27 protein-coding genes are annotated in these 26054 nt (G+C 37.1%); 19 read left to right on the top strand and 8 right to left on the bottom strand.

What is annotated here, in order from left to right:
• Positions 1-59: 59 nt before the first annotated feature.
• Positions 60-800, bottom strand: coding sequence for a hypothetical protein (locus PYV58_RS07820; protein ID WP_034611720.1), 741 nt, complete (start codon positions 798-800; stop codon positions 60-62).
• 492 nt (positions 801-1292) lie between these two features.
• Between PYV58_RS07820 and PYV58_RS07815 the strand changes: the two genes are divergently transcribed.
• Genes PYV58_RS07815 through ruvB form a run of 4 tightly spaced genes read left to right on the top strand, consistent with a single transcriptional unit; the run spans position 1293 to position 4926 of the window.
• Complete coding sequence (locus tag PYV58_RS07815) at positions 1293-2633, top strand: deoxyguanosinetriphosphate triphosphohydrolase (protein ID WP_004724400.1); 1341 nt, start codon at positions 1293-1295, stop codon at positions 2631-2633.
• Entirely contained in the window at positions 2633-3295 is a 663-nt protein-coding gene (locus tag PYV58_RS07810) for a hypothetical protein (protein ID WP_034611721.1), read from the top strand. Before PYV58_RS07815 ends, PYV58_RS07810 begins: the two co-directional genes overlap by 1 nt.
• A 9-nt stretch (positions 3296-3304) precedes the next feature.
• Positions 3305-3907: a Holliday junction branch migration protein RuvA gene (ruvA, locus tag PYV58_RS07805; RefSeq protein ID WP_004724404.1), complete on the top strand. Its 603-nt coding sequence runs from the start codon at positions 3305-3307 to the stop codon at positions 3905-3907.
• A 17-nt stretch (positions 3908-3924) separates the two neighbouring features.
• Complete coding sequence (gene ruvB / locus PYV58_RS07800; protein ID WP_004724408.1) at positions 3925-4926, top strand: Holliday junction branch migration DNA helicase RuvB; 1002 nt, start codon at positions 3925-3927, stop codon at positions 4924-4926.
• A gap of 105 nt (positions 4927-5031) precedes the next feature.
• On the opposite strand, the gene PYV58_RS07795 is transcribed toward ruvB, so the two are convergent.
• On the bottom strand, positions 5032-7224 hold the full coding sequence (locus PYV58_RS07795) for a TonB-dependent receptor (RefSeq protein WP_034611723.1): 2193 nt from the start codon (positions 7222-7224) through the stop codon (positions 5032-5034).
• A gap of 823 nt (positions 7225-8047) precedes the next feature.
• Between PYV58_RS07795 and PYV58_RS07790 the strand changes: the two genes are divergently transcribed.
• Both PYV58_RS07790 and PYV58_RS07785 read left to right on the top strand, forming a co-directional pair.
• Positions 8048-9457 (top strand): TIGR00366 family protein, encoded by a 1410-nt coding sequence (locus tag PYV58_RS07790; RefSeq protein WP_034611725.1) that lies wholly within the window; start codon positions 8048-8050, stop codon positions 9455-9457.
• 558 nt (positions 9458-10015) lie between these two features.
• Positions 10016-10585: a hypothetical protein gene (locus tag PYV58_RS07785; RefSeq protein ID WP_034611728.1), complete on the top strand. Its 570-nt coding sequence runs from the start codon at positions 10016-10018 to the stop codon at positions 10583-10585.
• Between the two features lie 216 nt (positions 10586-10801).
• On the opposite strand, the gene PYV58_RS07780 is transcribed toward PYV58_RS07785, so the two are convergent.
• From PYV58_RS07780 to PYV58_RS07770, 3 genes are all read right to left on the bottom strand, one after another.
• Positions 10802-11326 carry a tetratricopeptide repeat protein gene (locus PYV58_RS07780; protein ID WP_034611730.1) on the bottom strand — a complete coding sequence of 175 codons (525 nt, stop codon included), beginning with the start codon at positions 11324-11326 and terminating at the stop codon, positions 10802-10804.
• A gap of 34 nt (positions 11327-11360) precedes the next feature.
• Entirely contained in the window at positions 11361-11609 is a 249-nt protein-coding gene (locus PYV58_RS07775) for a YrhB domain-containing protein (protein ID WP_034611732.1), read from the bottom strand.
• Positions 11610-13056: 1447 nt separating this feature from the next.
• Complete coding sequence (locus tag PYV58_RS07770; protein WP_034611739.1) at positions 13057-13368, bottom strand: hypothetical protein; 312 nt, start codon at positions 13366-13368, stop codon at positions 13057-13059.
• Between the two features lie 59 nt (positions 13369-13427).
• On the opposite strand from PYV58_RS07770, the gene PYV58_RS07765 reads away from it, so the two are divergent.
• The 8 genes from PYV58_RS07765 to pal all read left to right on the top strand — a co-directional run bounded on the left by PYV58_RS07765 (position 13428) and on the right by pal (position 19769).
• Positions 13428-13598 (top strand): hypothetical protein, encoded by a 171-nt coding sequence (locus tag PYV58_RS07765; RefSeq protein ID WP_155768674.1) that lies wholly within the window; start codon positions 13428-13430, stop codon positions 13596-13598.
• Between the two features lie 569 nt (positions 13599-14167).
• On the top strand, positions 14168-14575 hold the full coding sequence (gene ybgC / locus PYV58_RS07760; RefSeq protein ID WP_004724526.1) for a tol-pal system-associated acyl-CoA thioesterase: 408 nt from the start codon (positions 14168-14170) through the stop codon (positions 14573-14575).
• A gap of 24 nt (positions 14576-14599) precedes the next feature.
• Positions 14600-15298, top strand: coding sequence for a protein TolQ (tolQ, locus tag PYV58_RS07755; RefSeq protein ID WP_004724528.1), 699 nt, complete (start codon positions 14600-14602; stop codon positions 15296-15298).
• Entirely contained in the window at positions 15298-15747 is a 450-nt protein-coding gene (gene tolR, locus PYV58_RS07750; RefSeq protein WP_004724530.1) for a protein TolR, read from the top strand. Before tolQ ends, tolR begins: the two co-directional genes overlap by 1 nt.
• A 3-nt stretch (positions 15748-15750) precedes the next feature.
• Positions 15751-17073: a cell envelope integrity protein TolA gene (gene tolA, locus PYV58_RS07745; RefSeq protein WP_034611742.1), complete on the top strand. Its 1323-nt coding sequence runs from the start codon at positions 15751-15753 to the stop codon at positions 17071-17073.
• Between the two features lie 67 nt (positions 17074-17140).
• Positions 17141-17587 carry a hypothetical protein gene (locus PYV58_RS07740; protein ID WP_034611744.1) on the top strand — a complete coding sequence of 149 codons (447 nt, stop codon included), beginning with the start codon at positions 17141-17143 and terminating at the stop codon, positions 17585-17587.
• A 277-nt stretch (positions 17588-17864) separates the two neighbouring features.
• Positions 17865-19148: a Tol-Pal system beta propeller repeat protein TolB gene (gene tolB, locus PYV58_RS07735; protein ID WP_004724537.1), complete on the top strand. Its 1284-nt coding sequence runs from the start codon at positions 17865-17867 to the stop codon at positions 19146-19148.
• Between the two features lie 51 nt (positions 19149-19199).
• On the top strand, positions 19200-19769 hold the full coding sequence (pal, locus tag PYV58_RS07730; protein ID WP_034611747.1) for a peptidoglycan-associated lipoprotein Pal: 570 nt from the start codon (positions 19200-19202) through the stop codon (positions 19767-19769).
• Positions 19770-19930: 161 nt separating this feature from the next.
• Here pal and PYV58_RS07725 read toward each other — a convergent pair whose 3' ends face one another.
• Complete coding sequence (locus PYV58_RS07725; protein WP_034611749.1) at positions 19931-20536, bottom strand: SMI1/KNR4 family protein; 606 nt, start codon at positions 20534-20536, stop codon at positions 19931-19933.
• Between the two features lie 79 nt (positions 20537-20615).
• Positions 20616-20801, bottom strand: a complete 186-nt coding sequence (locus PYV58_RS07720) for an NF038105 family protein (RefSeq protein WP_004724542.1) — start codon at positions 20799-20801, stop codon at positions 20616-20618.
• A gap of 175 nt (positions 20802-20976) precedes the next feature.
• On the opposite strand from PYV58_RS07720, the gene PYV58_RS07715 reads away from it, so the two are divergent.
• From PYV58_RS07715 to PYV58_RS07695, 5 genes are all read left to right on the top strand, one after another.
• On the top strand, positions 20977-21951 hold the full coding sequence (locus tag PYV58_RS07715) for a class 1 fructose-bisphosphatase (protein WP_034611751.1): 975 nt from the start codon (positions 20977-20979) through the stop codon (positions 21949-21951).
• 110 nt (positions 21952-22061) lie between these two features.
• Positions 22062-22838: an RNA methyltransferase gene (locus tag PYV58_RS07710; protein WP_004822686.1), complete on the top strand. Its 777-nt coding sequence runs from the start codon at positions 22062-22064 to the stop codon at positions 22836-22838.
• A gap of 155 nt (positions 22839-22993) precedes the next feature.
• Positions 22994-23608 (top strand): RNA polymerase sigma factor, encoded by a 615-nt coding sequence (locus PYV58_RS07705; RefSeq protein ID WP_034611753.1) that lies wholly within the window; start codon positions 22994-22996, stop codon positions 23606-23608.
• A complete protein-coding gene (locus PYV58_RS07700) occupies positions 23601-23927 on the top strand; it encodes a hypothetical protein (protein WP_004822689.1) in 327 nt (108 codons plus the stop codon). The genes PYV58_RS07705 and PYV58_RS07700 overlap by 8 nt, the downstream gene beginning before the upstream one ends.
• Complete coding sequence (locus tag PYV58_RS07695) at positions 23917-24324, top strand: DUF3106 domain-containing protein (RefSeq protein ID WP_004724554.1); 408 nt, start codon at positions 23917-23919, stop codon at positions 24322-24324. Before PYV58_RS07700 ends, PYV58_RS07695 begins: the two co-directional genes overlap by 11 nt.
• Positions 24325-24524: 200 nt before the next feature.
• Here PYV58_RS07695 and glnA read toward each other — a convergent pair whose 3' ends face one another.
• Positions 24525-25940 (bottom strand): type I glutamate--ammonia ligase, encoded by a 1416-nt coding sequence (gene glnA, locus PYV58_RS07690; protein ID WP_016539490.1) that lies wholly within the window; start codon positions 25938-25940, stop codon positions 24525-24527.
• Positions 25941-26054: the final 114 nt, after the last annotated feature.

The raw sequence follows: 26054 nt of genomic DNA, 5'->3' as shown, positions 1-26054 counted from the left end.
GTTTTAAATATCCGATTTACTTTGACTTTCGTCTTTAAACATGATTCGTAACAATTGAATTATTGAGCTGTATAATGAAACTCACCCATTTTAGGATCTTCTTTCGCAATGATTCCACTTTTTTGATAAAAGACTTTTCCACAAGAAATCTCAGGATCGATTTCACCATCAATATCATAGGATAATCGGACATTGATATGTTCCAAATATGGTTTTTGAGATGCAGAGTCAAGGAAAAATACATCTAAACTTTCCATGTTATAGCACACATAGATTTTTTCAGGATGCGAGTTCTTATTCAGATCAATTGTATAGGTATGATCCGCATTTTGAGTCATTCGATCGAGTTTCAGTGCCACCGCATTGACCAAATCACCACTTTTATTGATCGCATACGCATAGTTTGCCCTATCATTTTTATAAGCTTCGTTGCAGTTTTTAATTGGTTGTCCAACCTTCACCTTGCTAGGCGTAAGATCATCTATTGTAAATTTAGCTTTTCCATTCAACATACTGCTCGGTAAGATACTCCAATACTGTTTATTTTGCGCATTTGGATCATCTGTCCAAATACAATTATTTATCAGATGACCATCTGGCGTTTCTTGAAAAGCAAAGGTTGCTAAAGCTTGATCTACTGGTTCAGGCTTCGCAGGAATGCTTTCTTCGATTATAGGTTTGCTCACTTCAATCTTTTTCTGAGTTTCGATTTCTTTGTTTTGATTGGATCTATTTTTATCAGTGGGGCTACACGCTGCAAATAGAATAATCATAGTTAATAAGAAGAAATTTTTATTCATGCTTTACTCTATTTTTTAATGATACAAGGATAATATTTATTCATATTAACTGTTTATAAGTCTAAACATATTAACTTTAATCATGGAAATTTTCCTAGTGTTTGGACTATCTAGATTATAAATTGGTTTACTGATCATTCTAAAATTTACTGCTCAATATTTAGTGGATAGAAAAGATCAAAAATTAACAGGCGATTGTATTATTGGATAATTTTTAGATGATGGTGAACAGCTTTTAATTCGCCTTGATTCTAAAAAACCTGATTATGGCTCTGTTGTTGTCGTGAATCCAATTACAGCGAGAGATGATTGGTTTAGTGTTGAGGCCAATTTTTATAACTTCATTATGAATTATTTTAAATATAAGGGTGAAAAATACTGGGAAAATATTTCTCAAATATAAACCGACCAAGACAACTTATGTCGCCCGCCCCTAGTACATTTTCAATAAATTTGGCATCATACGATTAACGAAAGAATGAATAATGATAAATGACTCAAATGCGTTGGTTAGAACTCCTTTCAACAGTTCGTTTAGGTAGTAAAAAGCAAAGTACAGAACAGGCACGAAGTCCATTTCATAAAGATTATGACCGCATTATATTTTCGCAAAGCTTTAGACAACTCAATCGTAAAACTCAAGTCCATCCACTGACCCAACATGATGGTATTCATACACGGCTTACGCACTCTTTAGAGGTGTCATGTATTGGGCGTTCTTTGGGAATGCTCGCTGCTGAAAAAATCAAAAATGAACTCCCCGTTTGGATCTCCCCAGCAGATGTAGGGGCGATTATTCAAGCTGCATGTTTGGCACATGATATTGGTAATCCACCCTTTGGACATGCTGGTGAATATGCGATTCGTGAATGGTTTGATGACGCTGCACATACAAATTTTTTACAAGACCTAAGCCCTGAACAACAAGCAGATGTACGACAGTTCGAAGGTAATGCCCAAGGTTTAAGACTGCTTACTAAAATTGACTATCATCCTCATGATGGGGGGATGCGTCTTACTTACGCAACGTTAGGAGCTTACTTAAAGTATCCTTGGCTCTCAAAGACCATCGAATCTCAAGGAAATACCCCTGCAAGCAAACGTGCTAAATTTGGCTGTTATCAAGCTGAAAAAGAAATTCTTAAACAGATTGCAGATCAACTCGGTTTAATTCAATTGGGTGAATATCATTGGTGTCGTCATCCGCTGACGTATTTACTAGAAGCGGCTGATGACATTTGTTATGCCTTAATTGATTTAGAAGACGGCATTATTCTCAATATGCTCAGCTATGAAGAAGTTGAACCTATTTTTCTTGATTTATTAGGAGATTATGGCGTTCCCGCTGAACTCAGTATGCCGTATATGACTTGGCAACAAAAAATTGCCGCTTTACGTGGTCGTGTTATGAAACGTTTGGTCGATGAAGTAACCACTGCTTTCGCAAAACAACATTATCAAATTTTGTCAGGGCAACTAAAAGGTTCGTTATTGCAATACTGTGCTGAAGATATTGAGATTGGGATTGATCGAGCAAAGAACCTTGCCCGTGAAAAAATCTTTGAACACCCGCAAAAATCAGGTTTGGAAATTATTGCCCATCAAAGTTTACAGCATATTTTAGATGCCTTTATTCCCCTTACCACACCGAATAAAACATTAAGTTTTAAAGATGGTCGTTTACTGTCTATTTTAGAACGGTTTGGTGCACGCTTTAGTGATCATCACTATGACAATATTATGCAAGTCTTAGATATCGTGAGTAAATTTTCAGACCACCAAGCCTATAACTTAGCGCAAGAACTCCAAGGTAATAAAGTAGGATTCTTTTGATGAAACGGTTTGTAGATGATGGAATCACATTGAATAGATTTTCTCGGCAACCTATTTTAGTAGAATGTCCATTTTGTTTAAAAAATGCCACCGTCTATACGGAAAAAATTGATGATGTTGATTTCGAGCAACCCTTTTTTAGTTGCCAAAATTGTTGTAAATCATTTGACCAAAAAGCCAAACAGGAAAATAACTTAGGCTATTTCTCTGGGGTTTATTTAGATATTGAAGAAACTTGTCGTTGTAAACGTGGAAAATTTCAGTTTCATCAATACTATGCAAAAAAGAGTTTTGTTCCTCAATTTATTGAATTGAATTGCAACTTTTGCCCAATTTCCAAACGGATCTATCCTAACCAATTTGATATACGCAAACAATTTAATCGCGGCTTCAATACAGATCCTTATTTTGGTTATTGCCTAACACTATGTGTATCAACAAGAAATGGACTTGTTTTCGCCTATAATCAAGAACATATTAACTGTTTAAAAGATTATATTTCTGCAAACCTTAGACAAAGAACTTATTTAAATACCAATAAAACCTATTTTAATCGTTTACCTGCTTGGATAAAATCTGCCCGAAATCGCAAAGAAATTCTTAAAGCAATTTTGCGTTTAGAGCAAATGGCATCTACTATTCAACCATTAACAAATAAGTGAACAAACTCAATGATCGGATGTCTTATTGGTGAAGTCTTAGCTTTAGAAGCACCTACCGTACTTTTAAATGTAAATGGCGTGGGTTATGAGATTGACACTCCACTCTCAACATTTTGCCAATTACAAAAAGGTCAAAAAGTTACCTTATGGACACATTTAGCCGTCCGTGAAGATGCTCAATTGCTATATGGCTTCTCTAATGCTCAAGAAAAAACCATCTTTCGCACCCTGCTAAAAGTGAATGGTGTCGGTCCTAAAATGGCTTTAGGTATTCTATCTACACTCAGTGTCGAAATGTTGGTACATACTGTTGAGAATGGTGATGTCAAAACTTTAGTTAAAGTCCCTGGCGTTGGTGCGAAAACAGCCGAACGTTTAATGATTGAACTTCGTGATCGCTTTAAAGCCTTTGCTACAGGTACTACACCGAGTAATTCAACTTCAACTCAAATACAATTTACGGGTAATTCTGCTGTTGCAGAAGCTGAAGCGGCATTGCAATCTTTAGGTTATAAACCTTTGGAAGCACAAAAACTGATTAATGCCGTGAAAGCAGACTATACTGAAGCAAGCGACATTATCCGTGCTGCACTTAAATCCATGAATAAATAAGACAGATTAAGACACTCATGCAAGACCGTTTAATCAGTGGGGCTGAAAAACCCGAAGATCATTTTGATCGTGCCATTCGTCCAACCTCTTTGGATGATTATATAGGCCAACCTGTTGTACGAGAGCAAATGGAAATCTTCATTGGTGCTGCTCGTGGTCGTGGTGAAGCACTTGATCATACCTTGATCTTTGGCCCACCCGGTTTAGGTAAAACCACATTGGCCAATATTATTGCTCGTGAAATGGGGGGAAATCTTAAATCTACCTCTGGTCCAGTATTGGAACGTGCAGGTGATTTGGCTGCAATGCTGACCAATCTGGAAGAAGGTGATGTGCTATTTATTGATGAAATTCATCGCCTCTCTCCAGTAATTGAAGAAATTCTTTATCCTGCGATGGAAGATTACCAACTCGACATCATGATTGGTGAAGGCCCTGGCGCACGTTCGATAAAATTAGACTTACCACCATTTACCTTGGTTGCTGCGACAACGCGTGCTGGTCTACTCACCTCGCCTTTGCGTGATCGTTTTGGAATTGTGCAACGTTTAGAATTTTATTCAGTTGAAGATTTAACTCATATTGTGGCGCGTTCAGCATCATTAATGAATGTTCCCACAACAGCAGACGGTGCAAAAGAAATTGCTCGTCGTGCGCGTGGTACTCCGCGTATTGCTAACCGTTTGTTACGTCGTGTTCGTGACTATGCACAGGTTAAAGGCACAGGTGAAGTTACTCAACACATGGCACAACGTGCATTGGATATGTTAAATGTTGATAAAGATGGTTTAGATACATTAGACCGTCGTTATTTATCGATGTTATTAGAGCGTTTTGATGGCGGCCCTGCTGGTGTTGAAGCTTTAGCTGCAGCAATGGCTGAAGATTCAGGCACCTTAGAAGATGTGATTGAACCCTATTTGATTCAGCAAGGTTATGCTATGCGTACTGCTCGTGGGCGTATTGCAACCAACCAAGCCTATTTACAGTTTGGAATGACACCACCTGAACCAAAATAATCGAAACAAGGGCGTATTGAATATTCCCTTATTTCTTTTATAGTTTTATATAGAAAAGCCCTATACAAATAGGGCTTTTCTAATGCTAATCGAAGATGCGTTTTATTAAAATTTAAACGTTGTGCTCAATTGAACTCGGCGTCCTTCTTGGGTATTTTTATACCGATTATAATAGTCTGCGCCTACTTTTTGATAATCAACAAAGTTTTTATCAAAAACATTATATAAACCCACAGCAATATCCCACTGATCATTTACAATAAAATTTGATCCCATATGCATCAAGCCATATGCTTTAAAATCACCTAGTGCATCATAAACGTCTTGGTTCACTACAGGTAGACTATTATAGTAGTCTGGTGTAAAACGCGCACGTTCACTCCGGTATTCGCCTCGCGCCCATAATTGAATTTTATCATCCGCTTGCCATTTTAATGATGCATTGACCATATGTTTAGGTGTATCGTTTAGAGGTGGATTTCCACTTGCTTTGTCCTTAATTTCTGCTTCCGTCCATGTATAATTTAGGCCAAATTTCCAAGTCGGTACAAACTCCCAATTTAAGCCTGTTTCAATACCATAGCTTTCTGCCTTTTGAGCATTGATCGGACGAGTAATATTCCAAGCACGTTTGTCAGTATCTCCAGCTTGCATTAGCCATGGTGTACCAAGTCTTGCCATTTCTTTTTCACAGTCAGCTTTTACCTTAAGATCCTTGGCATCACAGGTTCTTTCCACTGGTCCATTAATTATTTTATCTTTAATCTGACTGAAAAATGCTGTGATGTTGGCATCAAAATTAGAACCATTATTAAAATAAGTACCCAGCTCAAAGTTATTACTTGTTTCAGGTTTTAAATTTGGGCTACCAAAAAGAGGAGTTCGTCCTTGTCCGCCAACATTATAAATCCCATTGGTCAGGCGCTCTAAGCGAGGCGCTTTATAGCCCTCACTATAGCCACCTTTAAATGTCCAATTGTCATTTGCATTCCAAACTAAATATGCTCTAGGTGTCCAAAAACTACCAAATGTATCATGATTGTCAAAACGTAAACCCGTTGTTAAAGCTAGATCTGGGGTAAGTGCCCATGTATCTTCAGCAAAAAGACCCAATTGCTGAAACGACACCTCCTTATTTACCCTTAATCCGTCTTTAATACTTGCATCCCACCATTGCCCACCAAGGGTAATATTGTGTCCTTTAAAATATTGAGTGGCCAATTTAGTATCAAAAATCGTATCCTCACTTTCTAAAAGACGCGGTGTGATCACATTTGAACCTGCTTGAGCACGTGCTGGAATAAGGCGACCAATGGTTTCAGTTTGAGTATTACTAATACTTGATTCCAAGGTCCCTATTTTATTGCGCCATGTATGTACAAGTGTTAGTCGATCTCTATTAAATTCTTTCGATTTATCATAACCACCATTTGCACCAAGCGTACCAAGTTGACTCTTACTGTTGTCATACCATTGTTCAGTTTTTTCATATTCTACCGAAAGATCGTGTTGTTTAGTTGGGGTAAATGTTACACGTGCCCCTATAGTTTCTAAATCTGATTTGGTTGGATTATCACCCCTGTTTAGCTCTACTGAATTATCATTTACATCGAGATATCCCACATTGGACTGACTCCGTTGAGCCTTTCGTGCACGAAGCTGCACTCCCAATAAATCCTGAATAATGGGTCCACTAAGAAAAGCATCTGCTGCACGATGGTTACCAAAATCAGAACTGTTTGGCAGTAACGTCCCTTCTAATGTGATAGAGCCTGTCCATACATTTGAAACTTTTTTTGTAATGATATTGACCACGCCACCCATGGCATCAGAACCATACAATGTAGAAGCTGGTCCTCGAATAATCTCAATTCGTTCAATTGCTGAGATTGGAGGAATAAAACTGTTATTTGACTCACCAAAACCATTTGGTGCAATATCTCCAGTACTGTTCTGACGGCGACCATCAATCAAAACCAGAGAATATTCTGCACTCATACCACGAATCCGAATATTTAATCCCCCGGTTTTTCCTTCCATAAGACTGACATCAACCCCCTCTACATCAACTAAAGCATCTGCGATAGAGTTTATACGTTTGCCTTTTAGATCTTGTGCGGTGATCACAGTAATACTTGCCGGTGCATCTTTTAGTTTTTGCTCATAACCCGCAGCAGAAACAACAATCGTTGAAAGTTGTTGTGTAGCATCGGATTCTACCTTGCTATTTGCAAAGGCTGAAGTTGTTGTAATTCCTAAAAGTGCGATTGTAATAGGACGAAGGTTAAACTTACTCATAAATAGAATTCCAGTAGATGGACGACATAAACAATTGAAAACAAATAAAACATCTAAATATGAATGATAAGAATTATCATTTGCAATAAAAAGCATACAAAAAATAACAAGCATAGTAAAGAGTTATTACACATTATTTTAACTAAAACTTAATAAAAAACTTTTGTTGGTTTTAATAGACTGATTTAATTACATCGATCTCATTAAAAATTTGTTATTTAAGACCAATAAGTTATTGTTAATATTTAATTTTATTATTTTATAAAATTATCCTCGATACATCCTTTTCACTCAGCTCTGGATATAAACTCCTACACTCAATTGGCTGCTCATAAGTAGTTTAAAGTTAAAAAAAAACACTAAAGTATCATATAACCATGCTGGTTATTTAAACAATTACAAAAAAATAATTTTGGAATAAACGGGTTTGTCGAGATTTGAAGTTATGAAATATCGAACGGATATTCAATTGCCATCATTTATCTCACGCAGCAAATACAGATTGCGTACTCTTTTGATTAATGAGTTTTTCTTATTGTACGTTTAAAACTTTAAATTTATAAAAAAGCCAATTCAATGTTAATAATTTAATAAAAGGACAGTTGCTAATTTTGACTGAGCAACACAAAAAAGGAATCAAATTGAGTGAACTTGCATGGAATGTGAGTTTAGAAAAAATTTAACAGTGCATATCCCTAAAGCTCATTCGAGAGTCTTTTATATAAATATTCAAACTCACTGATATTGATCGTTATCGCCCGAAAATCAATATTTTCAACATGGATGTACTGGTTTCATAATCGAATAAATAGGATATTTAAATATGGATAACACTCAGAATATATTACAAAAATTTGCAATAAAAGTCAGTGATTGGTCAGAAAAATGGTTTCCTGATTCCTATATTTTTGCCCTGTTAGGCGTCATCATTGTCGCCATAGCTGCGATTGGAATAGGAGCTTCTGTTCAAGATGTCGCAATTTCATTTGGCAATGGTTTCTGGAGTTTGATTCCATTTACGATGCAAATGTGTATGTTGATTGTCGTTGGTTATGTGGTTTCAGTATCTAAACCCGTCGAAATGCTGATCCAAAAAATGGCTCAGATTCCAACATCTGGAAGGAATGCTATTGTTTTTGTAGCGACCGTCAGCCTGTTGATTTCACTGATTAACTGGGCCATGAGCACAGTTTTAACTGCCCTTTTGGTGATTGCACTATCCAAGCGTAAAGAGCTGAATATGGATTATCGTGCAGCTGCCGCCGCGGCTATTATTGGTATGGGAGCAACTTGGGCACTGGGTATTAGTTCTTCCGCTGCCCAGTTACAGGCAAACAAAGCGAGCTTACCTGAACCACTTTATAACTTAACAGGCATCATTCCTTTTACTGAAACGATCTTTTTACCACAGTCTATGATTATGACTGCCGTATTGATTATCGTATCAATTGCCATTGCATTCTGGTCTGCACCTAAAGGGAATAGTATAAAAACCATTGATGAATTTGATATTCATTTTGAAGATGAAAAGACCGAAGTTCAAAGCCAAAAACGCCCAGGTGACTGGCTGGAAAACTCCCCTATTCTGAGCATTTTAATTGTGGTTTTAGGTCTGATCTGGATGTTTAATGAATTTACAAAAAGCAATCCGATTATTGCCATTTCCAGTTTAAACACTTACAACTTTATCTTCTTAATGCTCGGTATTGCTTTACACGGAACGCCTCGAAATTTTTTAAATGCCGTTTCTAAAGCTGTCCCTGCGGTTTCTGGCGTACTGATTCAATTTCCACTCTATGGAAGTATTGCTTTTATTATGACAAGTGCTATGAACGCACAGGATTTATCTCTATCTCATTATATTGCTGAATTTTTTGTATCGATTGCATCCAAAGAAACCTTTGCAATTGTCATGGGGTTATATTCAGCTATTTTAGGTTTCTTCATTCCATCTGGGGGTGGTAAGTGGATTGTTGAAGCACCTTATGTCATGCAGGCGGCACACGATCTGAAAGTACATTTGGGTTGGTCTGTTCAGATTTATAATGCAGCAGAAGCTTTACCCAACTTAATTAATCCATTCTTTATGTTACCTATGCTGGGAATTTTAAAGTTAAAAGCTAAAGATGTCATTGGGTTTACAGTTACCCAGCTTGTCTTCCATTTACCTTTAGTTTTATTCTTATTGTGGATTCTTGGACGTACCTTAACGTATATGCCACCTACTTTTTAGGATGTAATATTTCTTCCTTGCCCTGATTCTAGCATTTAGGGTAAGGCGACCACTAAGTATTGATATAAATAATCAAAAATTTCAAAGTGGGTAACACTCGGTAAAAGCATCAAGCAATTAATTAAAAAATTAGAATCTTTCGCGGATCAAACTTATTAGTTGAGATATTTTTTGATGATGCCGCTACATCTAAACCTATAAGCTTGTAGGAAAAATTAATGAAAATATAGTAATAATAGAAAATAAAGACTTCATATCTATATATTTAAAATCATTATCACTATTAAGCAATATTTAGTAGTTTATTTTTGGTCAACTATGGATCTACTTTTTTAGTTATCCTTAATTATTAGAATTAGCAACTGGATAGTGTAGTGGTACAGAATCCAACTATTTTGGAAATCACCCAAGTTGAAAAAGAGTATTTGAATTGTGTGGCCGCTAATGTGCATTTATTTAATCAAGATACTTATTGTTAAACATAACTCTTTAATTTATAATTATATTTTTATTAAAAATACGTATTAATAAAAAAATTTTAATTTAAAGAGGTTGTAAATGCGTTTCTTTCAATACCTTCCTTTGACTATTATGCCATTTATGGGTGGGTGCATCGCTATGGAAAGTGTTCATAATGTAATTGCTAACACTAAATCTAAATATCAAGAACCAACAACAGGCGAAACAGCTAATTTACGTGCATTTTATAGTGATGCATCTAGAGTAAATATTTATCCGAACTCAAAAAAATTAGCTGATATAAGAAATGATAAAAATGGTGGTTCAGTTGCTACAAAGCGATTTAATTCGGGACTTATGTCTATTGACTATGAGGCCAAAATTATTGGTATGCCATTTACTCCATCTAACCAGCGAATTTTTGCTGAATATAAAGTTCCAGCAGGACGTCCTTTTATAATAAGTCTGCATTATTCATATTCAGAATTACAAGGAAATGTTAATGTGACAACATCTTGCAGGAAAAGAATTTATAAAGTCAATTTTGAGGCAAATAAAAATTATGGTACTTATATTCGTAAAGACAATAGACGTTGCATTTACCAAATATTTGAATATCAATTAGATGGGAGTGAAAAACCTCTCACTAATATTGAATTAATTAAATAACCTTGAAAAATTTAAAACCAAAGTCCTCAATCAAGTGAGGGCTTTATTCTTCACATCATTCAAAGTACTACAATCATTGTATTTAGCAACAGTATCAATAATCCAAAACCATATATCTTTACCCTGTCCTAACTCCAATTTAAGGAGTTTGGGGCAAGGCTAATTAAAAATCCAAATTTTAACTTTATATAGCTTAACCTAATATCAAATAAAAAATTATTTACTTTCAATAGTATCTAAAGTCATCTGAGCTGATATATTTCCATTTTCAGCCGCTTTTCTGTACCAGGCTATAGCTGTATCAACATCACGTGATACACCGTTACCATAAGCATATAACATTCCAATATAAAGCTGTGCTTGTCCGTAATTTTGGTCAGAAGCTTTTAAATACCACTCCATCGCTTTTTTGTAGTCCTCTTTTATTTCATATGATAGACCTACATCAAATTGTGCTTCTGGATCGCCCTGTAAAGCAGCTTTTTTTTCCCATTTTAATGCTTCATCTCGGTCTTGAGCGATTCCATACCTACCACTTGCATATGCTAAGGCTAAATCTTTTTGTGCACGTATATTTCCCTTTTTTGCACACTCTCTTGTTAATTTTAGATCAAGAATTATTATGCCATCAATAATTTCAGCAGTTCTACTTTCATCGTTTTTAGGGCATTCTTCTGCAAATACATTTGGTAAATATACAAACAAACATATTGTTAAACTAATTTGAGTCAAAAATTTCATATATGAGATATTCTTAATAAGTATAATTCTTCACTTAATTACTTTCATCATTCGATGGAATATAGCTTAACAACCCATCTTTAGAAACGAATAAAGGTAGATTTCCAGCAAGAGCATACGTTAAGTTTTGGTTTTTCAAAAACTCAACTGTATTGTAGGTAAATATCCATCCTGTCTCAATATCACCCTTAATGCTATAAATCATACATTCCATACCATTATCTTGTGATATTTCATTCAACTCATTATCTACTAAAAGTTTTGCTGACTCAAAATCAATCATATATTTTCCCTCATTAACTGATAATAAATAAACCCAGTCGTATTTACTGAATAACCCGTAATAGAATTATTTTTCTGAGCATCATAAAATCTAATTATTTTTTCTTGATTAACTAAATTAAAGATATAGATTCAATTGAGTTCTATACATAATCGCTTCTTCTAATAAAGATTTTATCAAATGCAAATACTCAACATCAGGATATTTTTCAATATATGCTATTGTAAATTGAAAAATATCCTCTAAACATTTTTGTCCAGAGATAATCTCCTCTTCAGATTCACTCACCAAAAAATCAAATTTTTTATTTAATTCATTGAAGTAACCTATTCTCCACAATATAGCTAATTTTTTTCCTCTAAAGGAACAATAGTCATTATTTCTTGATCAAAAACACCGTAATTGTCTTTTTCAACAGCATCTTGATTATGCGGTACTATAAAATAAAGCATTATTTAATTCTCTTAAGGTAAAGCATTAAAGTGTGATACCATTTGATATTCAGGGCCTATACACCCTATCTGCTTACCATTTTGTAATGTTTTATTACTGAGACTTTCTCTGTTCAATCTCACAAACCGCCTTGTCGAATTAATATTAGTGTTCTCTATTCTAAAATAATTCCCTGAAAGATCTCATAAATAACTCTCATAGCAGTTGTTGGATTTTCAAAATATTTTTTCTCTATTTGTACTATTATAAACTCGAGGGTTACTACCTGCAAATTGTCTAACTGTTCTACTAAGACTTGTAGATTGCCAATTCATTGTAAAACGCTCTTGTCTCACCCCTCCTTACAACCTTTCGATTGAGTTGTTATTTTGTTTAGTAAGGTCATTAAGCATTCGCTGTACTCGATACACCTCTTGCATTGTGAATGTTAGTTGCCCTGTTAGAACTATCCGAGAATTATCATAGTTAGGATTACGTAACCTAATTTCTTGTTCTAATCTTTATACAGTTGATGTTAGAGCAATTTGAAGATGTACATGTTTCAGGTTTTGGATAATACTTAACAGAATTATTCGCAGGATCCAACACCCGATCAACAACACCTCATAATTGCTCTACTGCAAAAGTTAGCGCATATCCAGCTAGCCACCACGTAAAACTTTAGCAACTTGCGATGCGTTTGGAGTAATTAAAACTGACGACATAACTGGGCCTTTTGTCGCATTATATAAGATGGATCCTCCAACAGCAGTTGGATTTAATAGATTCCATCCATTAATTGTTACAGCATTAACCAATGCTGAATTCAATAAAAATAATAAGGAAGCTAGGAAAATTACTATTCTTCTAAACATGTATATTTCTCTCTTTGTAAGTTTATAAGGAATATTAATAATTGTTTTCAACCTATTAGTATAAACATGCTCAAAAACAACATGAAAATGATGAAATGAACTTTGGTAAATTTACTCAAAATTATTTTAGTTGGGATGAGTTATTTACCGTTATTTGATTTTAAGCACGATTTTTTCCAGCCAGTGACAAACTCATTTATGACCTTCTGCTGCCCTAGCATTGTTACATACACGGGCTTAGATAGCGCATCAGCAATCATGTCCTCTAATAATTGAACTTGATGTTCCATTAACCCATCCTTTGTATCATCAAATACTTTCTTTAAATCAATCCCTCCTTGGCGCATTTGAATGATCATGTCGGCTGTCTCTTCAACAATTTTGCATTCATCAGCTTCATTTGCGAAAGCAGAAGAACTTAACAATAAAAGTAATAGAATTTTAAATTTCATATTTTTGCTCTTAGAATTTGTATGATATTTTTAATTTATATTAATAAGTGATGTCTAAAATGGCAAATATAATAGATTTTTTAATATATGCAATTGCATTATTTTTAGCTACATATGCGATCTTAGTAAATGAGACACATCAAACAACTGGTGTTGAAGCAGTCGTTGTTGTTTTTGGAATGTTTGCAATAGCAAAAATGTTTACATCACATAAAAACTGGGGCATCTAAGTGATCGTCCTCACTCAGAAGTCTATGCTTCAATCAATCTTTCTGTATCAGCTGCTTTACCATTGCGCGATATTTTGTAATTTAACTTTTGAGTATGGTCGTGAGGATAATACAGTACTCAGTGATACCACTTCATTAACAGAATCCACAAGCTAATCGCCGTTATCCCAACTCTACTCATTCTGATTGTAATCTTGTGCCATTTGAGAAAGCATGCCTTGTGCTAAAATTCGCGCCAAAGTCAGGGTTAAACTTTTGTGCAAATTTATAAGTGGGGTAAATCAATTTACTTTTCTACAATATAGCCTCTAAAGCTTATATACACGTACTGTTCAAGCAACTAGTCCGCTGTTCATGTAGATTTCCGTTTCTCTCAAAACATCTCATAGATGCTTTTGGCGTAGTTGATAGGTTCCCTTATAAATATTGTAAAATTCAATCAAGCAATCAGATCAGCAAGATAAAGTTCTTGTTTTTTCAACTGAATGATTTGAAATTGAATCAGTGCAAGTAAATACTGGCAAGCAATTGATAGATATGCAATAAACAACACAGGAATGCATAGCAACATGAGTAATAAATTCGAATTCCAAATCCGTGTATATATCGAAGATACAGATGCAGGCGGTATCGTATACCATGCCAATCATATCCGCTTTATGGAACGCGCACGGACAGAATGGCTACGTGCATCCGGTATTGACCACTATTGGCATCAAAAAGATTACAATTTTGTCGTGCATAAAATTGCATTGAAATATTCTCGCCCTATACTCATGGACGATCTTATTACTGTTACAGCAAGTGTAGTTTCATGTAAAGCTTCGTCATTTGTGTTGCAACAGAATATATATCGTGGTGAAATCATGCTTGCTTCTGGCGAGGTGGAATTGGCATGTTTAAGTACAGATATGAAACCTCGTAGAATTCCTGACGAAATCCGTGATTTAATTCTTCGAGAATTAGCCCACGAATAAAAAATACTTTTGGCACATGTAACTATGGCAACACAACTAGAATCTTCTTTACACATCTCTGATTTAATTTTACAAGCGAGCCCTGTGGTTCAATTGGTGATGCTAATCTTAGTACTCGCATCCGTTTTTAGTTGGTATTTGATTGCCAAGTTGCATATGGGCTATAAGAAAGCACATCAAGGCGATGAGCATTTCCAAAAAATCTTCTGGTCTGGTGCTGAACTCAATACCTTATATAACAATGCTCAGCTTAATTCTAAGCGAAGCGGTTTAGAAGATATTTTCTATCAAGGTTTAAGTGAGTTTTTAAAACTTAAAAAACGTCATGCTGAAACTGCATCGATGATTGAAGGTACTGAACGTATCTTGCGTGTAGGACTCAGTCGTGACCAAGGCCGTTTAGAGCAAGGCTTAAGCTCTCTCGCCAGTATCGGTTCTGTCGCACCTTATATTGGTTTATTTGGTACTGTTTGGGGCATTATGAGTGCATTCATTGGCTTAGCTCAGGTTGAACAAGTTACCTTAGCCACTGTTGCACCAGGTATTGCTGAAGCATTGATTGCAACTGCGATTGGTTTATTTGCTGCAATACCAGCGGTACTAGCATTTAACCATTACACTGCAAAAGGCGAAGAAATTTATTCAGATCGTGCATTATTTGCAGAAGAAATGGTGGCGCTATTACAACGTCAGTCTGTGGGAACTACACAGGAAGATGAATAATGACAATCCAACGTTCTGGACGTTTTGAACGCGTCAAAAAACCTTTAAAAAGTGATATGAATGTCGTTCCATATATCGATGTCATGTTGGTTTTATTGGTTATTTTTATGGTGACAGCACCCATGATAACCACGGGTGTTAAAGTTGATTTACCTCAAGCAAACAATAATCCGATTCAATCTGAAGACCGACCAGCCATCGTGACTTTAGAAGCAGATGGTACGATTAAACTTGAAGACAAAAACCATAAAAATGAGGTTTTAACTTTAGATGAGTTAAAAACAGTACTTACAGAAAACCAGCAACAGGCACAAGCAAATAACAAGCAATTGAGTGTCTTGATCAATGGTAGTGAATCACGCCCTTATGGTGAAGTCATGAAACTCATGTCTACACTACAAGATGCTGGTTTAAGCCAAGTGGGTTTACTGACAGAGTCTGTAAAGTAAGTTATGAAAAATATTCAAAAGCCACAATCTAAAGAAAAAGCGATTGCACTTGGATTTACCCTAGGTATTCATGTGGTGGCGATTACTGGCTTACTTTTTCTCGGTTTAAGTCAACCACCTGAGCCACCCAAGCAAATTAAAACCGTTTTAATTAAGCCTGAAGATTTACCACCGCCTGAACCCAAGCCTTTAGTAGAAACTGATGCCACTGAAACGGCAGATAGCAAGGTTGCAGAAAATACTCAGCAAACAGCGGAACCCGATCAAACTGCACCAGAAATTCCAACTGAAGCAAATAACACACCAGATACCAAGGCGATAGATGCACAAAAAGCTGCCGAACAGGCCAAGGCAGCCGCATTAGAACAGCAATTGGCTATGGCAGCGGCTAAAGCAGCACAAGAAAAAGCCTTAAAACTTTCTCAAGCTAAAGCAGATGCTGCTGAAAAAGCCAAACAAGAGGCAGCTGAAAAAGTAAAGCAGGCTAAAAATGCTGCTGAGAAAGCTAAGGCTGAAGCTGAAGCAAGATCTAAAGCAGATGCAGCAGCTAAGGCCAAGCAAGAGGCGCTTCAAAAAGCCAAAGCGGATGCTGCTGCAAAAGCCAAGGCGGATGCTAATGCAAAAGCCAAGGCAGATGCTGCTGCAAAAGCTAAGGCAGAAGCTGCTGAAAAAGCCAGAGCGGATGCTAATGCAAAAGCTAAAGCAGACGCTGCTGCAAAGGCTAAAGCGGATGATAATGCAAAAGCCAAAGCGGACGCTGCTGCAAAGGCTAAGGCAGATGCTGCTGCAAAAGCCAAGGCAGACGCTGCTGAAAAAGCCAAGGCAGATGCTAATGCAAAAGCCAAAGCGGACGCTGCTGCAAAGGCTAAAGCAGATGCTGCTGCAAAAGCCAAAGCAGATGCTGCAGCAAAGGCTAAAGCAGATGCTGCTGCAAAAGCCAAAGCGGATGCGGACGCAAAACGTAAAGCTGATCTAGCACGCGAATTAGATGAAGAAAAAGCCTCTGCTGCTGAAAAAGCCAAAGAAGCTGCTGCAAATAAAAAGGCAGAAGCGAGAAAAGTTGCATCTTCTGCGAAAAAGGACTTCGAAAGTAAAGTTCGGAATGCTTGGCGTATGCCAGCTGGCTCAACAGGTCAAAAGGCAACAGCTCGTGTTACACTAACGGATAGCGGTTCTGTGGCCTCGATCATTGTCAATGCATCAGACCCAGATGTAAAAGCAAGTGTGGAACAAGCAGTTCGCAATGCTGCACCTTTCCCAATGCCATCTGATCCAGATGCCAGACGCGAAGCACGAAGTTTTAGTGCAAATTTTACAGTGAAATAATTTTAAAATTACACCCTGTCTTGGCAGGGTGTAATTTAATACAAGAACAATCACTCGGAAAAATCAAATGCGAGTTAAACCCATATTTGTAGCAATTTCATTATTTTTTCCAACTACATTATTATTTGCAAAAAATATCGAGCAAGAAAAAATACTTGAAGTAAATACGCAACAACACCCACCTTCTGCATCATACGAAAACAAACCGTCTGTACCAACAACAGAAGCATTACTTCAACAAAGTCAAATGGCTCAGCGGATAAATACCGCTAGAGTCAATCGGATTGTTAAAAAGTTGAAAAATTTAACAATTATCCAAGAAAATGCCGATGTTATTATTTACTTAGATGACAGCGGGAATATAAAAGATATTTTAATCACAGAACAAGACAGCGAAGCGTTTTCAAACGCAATCAAAACGGCGATTCAGCAAACAGCACCTTTTGAAATGTCTAAACAGTCATCGCTCAATCAATTATTAAAAGTGATTCGCATCAAATTCCGTGCTGAATAAGTCTCTATTCAACACGAGATAATATATTTTAATGACAGCAAAAATGGCATTGTTGTCAAATCTATAAAAAAGTAATTTTTACAGCTGCACCATTTAAAATACCCAAAGATCAAGCCGAAATTCATTGGTGTAATAAATTTGAATTTAATTTTTTTAGTAAATCTGTTCAATGATAATCTTTTGTTCACAATTACATGCTTTATATAGATTAAAATCATGTCTTTGTGCTACAAAGCTAAGCATAGTTAAAAATTGATATTTGAGTACATGAAGTCCAATGAAAATCATGCCTAAACATCTATTAGGATTCGCAATTATTGTTGCATTTAGTCCAGCATTGATCACCACATCATATGCACAATTGCAATTAGAAATTGCCAAAGCACCTGAATCTGCACCTAAAATTGCCATCATTCCATTTAGTAATGATCAATCTATCTACCCTATTGTTGAACAAGATTTAAATCGTTCTGGGCGCTTTACCAGTTCATCAAAAAATCTTCCTGCAACTGCAAACATAAACAATATAAATGCAGAAGCATGGAAAGCGGCTGGGGTTCCTTATGTGGTTTTAGGTGACTCTAAAACCAATGCAGATGGTTCATTGGCAGTACATTACCAACTCTATGATGTTGAAAAGCAAAAATTCCTATTAAATGAATTGCTCTCAATCCCAGCATCACGTGTGCGTTCTGCGGCACATATGATCAGTGACGCAATTTATCAAGCGCTTACAGGGATTCAAGGCGACTTCACAGGACGTATTGCTTATGTGTTACGTAACCCTGCAACACCAGAGACTCGTTATACCTTACAAATTGCAGATACCGATGGTGAGCAGCCTAAAACGGTATTAAGTTCAAGAGATCCTATTCTCTCACCTGCTTGGACGCCAGATGCGAAAAAAATTGCATATGTTTCATTTGAAACCAAGCGCCCTGCTATTTATATCCAAGACTTAGCCACAGGTGCACGAGAAAAACTCGCTGCATTTCGCGGTTTAAATGGTGCACCAAGTTTCTCTCCTGATGGTAAATCAATGCTGTTTACTGCGTCAATGCATGGAAATCCTGAAGTTTATCAAATGGATTTAGATTCACGCCAAGTGAAGCGCATGACCAACGATAGCGCAATTGACACAGAAGCACGTTATGCTCCAGATGGAAAATCATTTATTTTCACATCTGACCGTGGTGGATCAGCACAAATTTACCGTTATAGTTTTGATGATGGCTCGACCAAGCGTTTAACTTTCCGTGGTGCATTTAATGCACGCGGTACATTAAGTGCCGATGGTAAATATGTAGCATTGGTACACCGCCCTTCTGGTAGTAACTACAAAGTTGCCATTCAGGAAATTTCTACGGGTATCACCAATATTTTGACACCAACAAGTTTAGATGAATCACCAAGCTTTTCTCCAAATGGGCAAATGGTGGTTTATGCAACACGTGAGGGTAATCGTGGCTTATTGGCGATCATGTCTACAGATGGTCGCTTCCGCATGAACTTACCAAGCGAACAAGGTGAAGTACGTGAACCTGCTTGGGCCCCTAAATAATTTAATCAAGATGTAAATCACTTATTTAAAATTGAAATACCGGAGATCAACATGAAGTCAATTCAATATCTAGCTTTACCCTTATTAGCAGCAAGCTTAGTGATGACAGGTTGTGCAAGCCGTAAACCTGCTGCCACTGTAGAGTCAGGAACCAATCCAAATAGTGCGACGACAGTAAATACCAGTGGTTTAAGTGAAGATGCTGCTTTAAATGCACAAAATTTAAATGGTGCTTCATCTAAAGGCGTGACTGAAGCCAATAAAGCATTTTTAGCAAAACGTGTGGTACATTTTGATTATGACAGTAGTGATCTTTCCAATGATGACTACCAAACACTACAAGCACATGCACAGTTCTTGATTGCCAATGCCAACTCTAAAGTGGCATTAACAGGTCATACAGATGAACGTGGTACGCGTGAGTACAACATGGCTTTAGGTGAGCGTCGTGCTAAAGCTGTTGAAAGCTACCTGATCACCAATGGTGTTAAAGCAAACCAATTAGAAGCAGTAAGCTACGGTAAAGAAATGCCGATCAATACTGGTCATGATGAAGCGGCTTGGAAAGAAAACCGCCGTGTTGAAATCAACTACGAAGCCGTTCCTCCTCTTTTAAAATAATGCCAAAGTTGCATTATTAAAATAGACCATAAAAAATGCCCAATTCAATTGGGCATTTTTACCAGAGCTTATTCTTATTCAGCGCTTTCCTATTTCAAGATAAAATTTTGATTTAGTACAGTAAAATAAGAAACTGCTTAGCATGTTCAAGGTAATTTATATTAATAACGCCATTTCTTGAGTATTTGCTCATTAAATAACGCAATAAACCGTTCCTCTACCCATTCATCCACCTCATCTGGATGCGCTTCAGCAAAAAACTCAGACTGTACTAAAATCAGGCAACCTTTAATATAGTCATCCACAGAGTCCAATATTTTACTTAAATAAGGCGTGTCGTCATGATCAAAGTAATAGATTTCTTTGCTGATGTCATGAAAGCAAAACATATTGCCATTACCAAGATAATCACTAAATGTAATCAGATGAGGTAAAACTGCTAAATCGGCCTGACTAAATTCAGGCGCATATTGCGGTGCATTTGCCCAAATATCTTTTAAGTAGCCAATATCATCAAATTGCTGCAATTGTTCACCAATATCAGCAATCCCAAAGTGTTGATAGAAGATCTTTAAAGATTCAGGTAAGCGACAATTTAAACCCTGTTCGAGTTTTAAAATTTGCTCATCATCAATTGCAGGTGCAATCTCATCATCATTTAAATCAGCAAGAGATTCTAAAATTAGGCGAGTCTTAACATCCCACTCCGGTTCACCAATTTTATTAAACGGAATGATAATGTCTGTTTTGTGATCAATTTCTATCATGAAGCGTTATTGTTCGGGGTTAATATAAAATATATGAATAGAAAAAAGCGCTCATATCGCAATGAACGCTTTTTATTGATTAAGCCTTTGACTCATCTGGCTTGGGGCTTTGCATAGATTCAATCATGTCATGCTTATTGAATTCCTTGAATTCAGGCTTAGCTTCGTAATTCTTCCATGCTTCTTTCACTTTTTCAGCACTAATATCTTTTAAATCAATGCTTTCATTTGGAGTCGGAGTCGCTTCAAACTTTGTCGTTGTCATGTCAGTGCTCCTATACGCTATTGTACGTATATTCAACATAACACTTTCTAAAATACTTTCAAGGGTAATTTCACGACAAATAACACAGGATAATTTCTATTTTGTGCTGAACTCATCTAAAATAGCCTCCATTATTTGGTTTGTAAAAATTTATCGCTTTTGGAGCACCTCTGATATGTCATATCGCACCCTATCCCAATATTTAGAACAACAACAAGGGAACTTAACACCTGAACTTGCCAATGTGATTGAAACAATTGCCAATACCTGCAAAACCATCGATCAGGCTTTACAAAAAGGTGCTTTAGCTGGTGTCTTGGGGAGTGCACAACATGAAAATGTACAAGGTGAAGAGCAAAAAAAACTTGATGTGATTTCAAATGACTATTTGATTGATGCTTTAAAAGCCAATCCAAATGTAGGCGGACTCGCATCTGAAGAATTAGATGAATTTACCCCAGCTCAAGACAATGGCAAATATTTGGTTTTATTTGATCCATTAGATGGTTCAAGCAATATTGACATTAACATGTGTGTAGGAACAATTTTTTCTATCCTTCCTGCGCAAAATGCTGTAACGCAAGCTGAAGACTTCATGCAAGCAGGGATTCAACAAGTTTCAGCAGGTTATGTGCTTTATGGCCCATCGACAATGATGGCTTTGACCGTTGGTGCGGGCGTTGTGTTCTTCACTTACGACCCTGAAGAAAAGCAATTCTTACTCACTTCTGAAAATATTCAAGTTGCTGCGGATACCAAAGAGTTTGCGATTAACTCATCAAATCAACGTCATTGGGAAGCACCTGTAAAACGTTATATCGAAGAACTACAAGCAGGTAAAACATCTATACGTGAAAAAGATTTCAATATGCGTTGGGTGGCGTGTATGGTAGGTGATATTCATCGTATTTTATGTCGTAGCGGTATTTTCTTATATCCATACGATACCAAAGATCCTAAAAAAGCAGGTCGTCTACGTTTAATGTATGAAGCCAACCCAATGAGTATGTTAATGGAACAAGCTGGCGGCGCATCGACTACAGGTCGTACACGTATTTTAGAGATTCAACCGACTGAGTTACATCAACGTGTTCCTGTTATCATTGGTTCTAAGAATGAAGTTGAGCTTGTGACCAGCTACCACAACTAATTCTTCTCTTTTCTTACTCTCTATTTAGGGAGTAACGCCAGCTAGGGTCTGTTGCAATTTCTTTATAGAATGATCACAGACCCTACTTAATTTTTTGGACGTACTCTCCCATGCCTACAATTTTCCTTGAATCAAAAGACAATCCCAAAATTAAACACCTCAGAGGTTTAATTGAACAAAATGCTTACCGTAAAAAACAAGGACAAACTGTACTTGAGGGAACCCATCTTACGCTTGCATGGTTAGAAAAAGGTCGAAAAATTAATTCAATTTTCACCACTGAACATGCCTTAGATCATGAAGATTTAGGCAGTATCCTTGACCAATATCAAGGTATCGTGTTTGTAGTCGGTGAATCTTTATACAAAGATTTAAGTACCCTTGGGACCAGCCTTGCATGTCTAGCCATTGTAGATTTACCAAGTTCAACTCAGGCACTGAATTTTACTGAAGACACGCTAATTCTTGAAAATGTCCAAGATCCAGGCAATGTAGGTACATTACTTAGATCAGCAGCAGCTGCGGGTATTGAACAAATTGTCTGTACCAAAGGTTCTGCATCATTATGGTCACCACGAGTATTACGTGCCGGTATGGGTGCGCATTTTTCATTACACACATATGAAAACGTGATCCTTGAAGACCTGCTCAAGCAATTTAAAATTCCTGTGTATGTGACTAGTTCACATCAGGCAGAAAGCCTTTACACTAAAAACCTGCGCAAACAATGTGTTTGGATTTTAGGTAATGAAGGTCAAGGTGTTTCAGATTTCGCCCTTAAACGTGCAGAAGCGGTATCTATTCCGCAACCCGGTGGTCAAGAATCCCTCAATGTTGCAGTTGCAGGCTCGATTTGTTTCTTTGAAATGGTTAGACAACGACTATAAGGTTAATTTATTTTAAATATTGCCCGTTATTGGAAAAAATCATTTAAACTGAAAAAAATAATTGATTTACATGTCAACCCAAACCATTTTTTTAACGTTATAGAGATATGAATTTAAAATAATGGTGGGTACCCATGACGGGATTTTCCATCTCTATGGACTTAGCACCAAAGAAGTCACAGTCTGAAACAGCAAGTGCTCAAACGAGTACGAGCGAGCAGCGCCTGCGTTTTTTTATGCAGGACGTGACGGGTCGTGCCCTAGTGATGATGGAAAATGCAACCCAAGGTCACAATGGGATTGCGATGGATTTGGTACAGGAAGCATTTATTTCCTTACATAAATCTTATGCTGAGAAATCTACCGATGAATGGTATCCACTGTTCTATACAATTTTAAATAACAAATTACAAGATTGGCGACGCAAAGAAGCACGACGCGCTTCTCCATTTTCGTTATTTCGAAAAATTGATTTAGATTCTGATGATGAAGAGGCCATGGAAATTGTGGATGAATCCACACCTAATCCACTTCAATTTCTAGATCAAGATGTCACCGTTGAGGAAATTCAAGAAGCCATTAGCCGCCTCCCTGTACGCCAGCAACAAGCATTTATGTTACGCGCTTGGGAAGGATTTGATACTCAAACCACTGCATCTATTATGAACTGTACAGAAGGTAGTGTAAAAACCCATTATCACAGAGCTATTCAAGGACTAAGAACTTCGCTCTCACATTTAAATCCGTATGGAGGTTCATCACATGAATAATGATGATTTCACCAAACAAGTGACGGCAAAACTGGATGAAGCTGCACGTCATCACCGCAATAAAGCAGTGGTGATGAACAATGTGCTTGATCATATCCAAGATAAACAAACCTCACGTTTTGGTCACTGGAAAATGACTGGTTTTGCACTTGCAGCGGCAATTACTGGTTTTGTTGTGATTCCCAATGCTTTTGATATATCTCCAGAATCGCAAGTTCCACAACAAGTGGTGATTAGCCCTAAACTTTCACCTCAAATGATGGAAGATTTAGACATGTTATCGGTATTTGGTGAGGATAAAAATTCTCATGGCAGCTAGAAAATTAGCTTTGGCATTTTGTGCTATTGGTTTTCTACAAACAAGTTTTGCTGGATTTGAACGTTTTTGGATTTTTTCTAAAGATGCGAACAGTCAAGTCAATGAAACATGGGATGCCCTTTCTGAGGATGAGCAAAAGGCACTGATTAAGCGCTATCAAAATTTAAAAGAAATTCCGACTGATCAAAGTGCAGCACTGCAACAACGCATGGATTGGTTTACTCAGCTTCCTGAACAAGAAAAGCAAAAAATGCGTGAAGTTTGGCAGCAAATGAGCACCGCTGAACGCAACGAAATGCGTAAAAAAATGCAAAAAGCATCAACATCTGATGAGCGCAATGAAATTCGTGAACAATATATGGTGAAATATCAACAGAATATCACGGGTTCACATTAAGCATATTTTTAAATTTCATTCATTGCCAGTTATCTAACTGGCTTTTTCCATTAAACTTAACATCGTCAAAATTTAAACACACCATCACTGACAATTCTCCCCCTCTCATAATTTTAAAATTAAAATGCTGAATTTCTAATTTTCAGGCATAAAAAAACCTGCACAAGGCAGGTTTTTTATCACTTAAATTCGAAAACGAATTACAAGCTATAGTACATATCAAATTCAACTGGGTGAGTCGTCGTATTTAAACGACGTACATCTTCAGTTTTAAGCTCGATGTATGCATCCAACATTTCTTTTGTGAATACACCACCTTTAAGAAGGAACTCATGATCCGCTTCAAGTGCTTCAAGCGCCATATCTAGGCTATGCGCAACTGTTGGGATTTTAGCTTCTTCTTCAGGAGGAAGATCATATAAGTTTTTGTCAGCTGCTTCACCTGGGTGGATCTTGTTTTGAATACCATCAAGACCAGCCATCAATAATGCCGCAAAACCTAAGTATGGGTTCATCATTGGATCTGGGAAACGCGCTTCAATACGTTTGCCTTTAGGGCTAGAAACGTATGGAATACGAATCGAAGCAGAACGGTTACGTGCAGAATAAGCAAGCATAATTGGCGCTTCGAAGTGAGGAACCAAACGCTTATACGAGTTAGTAGAAGGGTTTGTGATCGCATTCAATGCACGCGCATGCTTGATGATACCACCGATGAAATAAAGCGCCATTTCTGAAAGACCAGCGTATTCATCACCAGCAAACAAGTTCTTGCCATCTTTAGAGATAGACATATGAACGTGCATACCTGAACCGTTATCACCAACCATAGGCTTAGGCATAAACGTCGCAGTTTTCGCATATTGATGCGCAACGTTCCATACAGCATATTTGAACTGTTGAACTTCGTCAGCTTTACGAACCATCGTATTGAAGCTTACACCAATTTCTAATTGGCAAGATGCAACTTCATGATGGTGCACTTCTACACGACCAGGGCCCATGATGTCTTCAATACGTGCACACATTTCAGCACGCATATCTTGTGAAGAATCTACTGGAGGAACTGGGAAATAACCACCTTTAACACGAGGACGGTGACCAGAGTTACCTGCTTCGTAGTCTTTACCTGTAGACCAAGCAGCTTCTTCTGCGATTAATGTATGGCGAGCGCCAGACATATCGATGTCCCATTTAACTTCATCAAAAACGAAGAATTCTGGTTCTGGACCAAAGAATGCAGTGTCACCAATACCTGTTGATTTTAGGTATTCTTCCGCACGACGAGCAATCGAACGTGGATCACGGTCATAGCCTTGACCAGTAGATGGTTCAATAACATCACAAGTAACGACGATGGTTGCTTCAGCAAAGAACGGGTCAAGAAAAGCAGTTTCAGGATCTGGACGTAAAATCATGTCAGATGCTTCAATGCCTTTCCAACCAGCAATTGAAGAACCATCAAACATTTTACCATCTTCAAAAGTATCTTCATCGATAGTGTCTGATGGGTAGCTTACGTGCTGCTCTTTACCCTTAGTATCAGTAAAGCGAAAATCGACCCATTTTGCGCCACTTTCTTGTATGAGTTGAAGGACCTTGTTCGCCATGCTCATTTTGCTCCAATGAATTTTTGTTGCACTTGTGAAGTGCGTGTTAGTAGTTGGTATTTATATAGCAAGTAGCATACCAACTTTTAAAATAATTGCTAAAATATTGAATTTCTTATC

The sequence above is a fragment of the Acinetobacter sp. TAC-1 genome, assembly GCF_029025845.1.
In the GTDB taxonomy this organism is placed as follows: domain Bacteria; phylum Pseudomonadota; class Gammaproteobacteria; order Pseudomonadales; family Moraxellaceae; genus Acinetobacter; species Acinetobacter guillouiae.
Note: the sequence above shows the minus strand (reverse complement) of the source record. Positions and strands in the feature narration are given on the sequence as shown.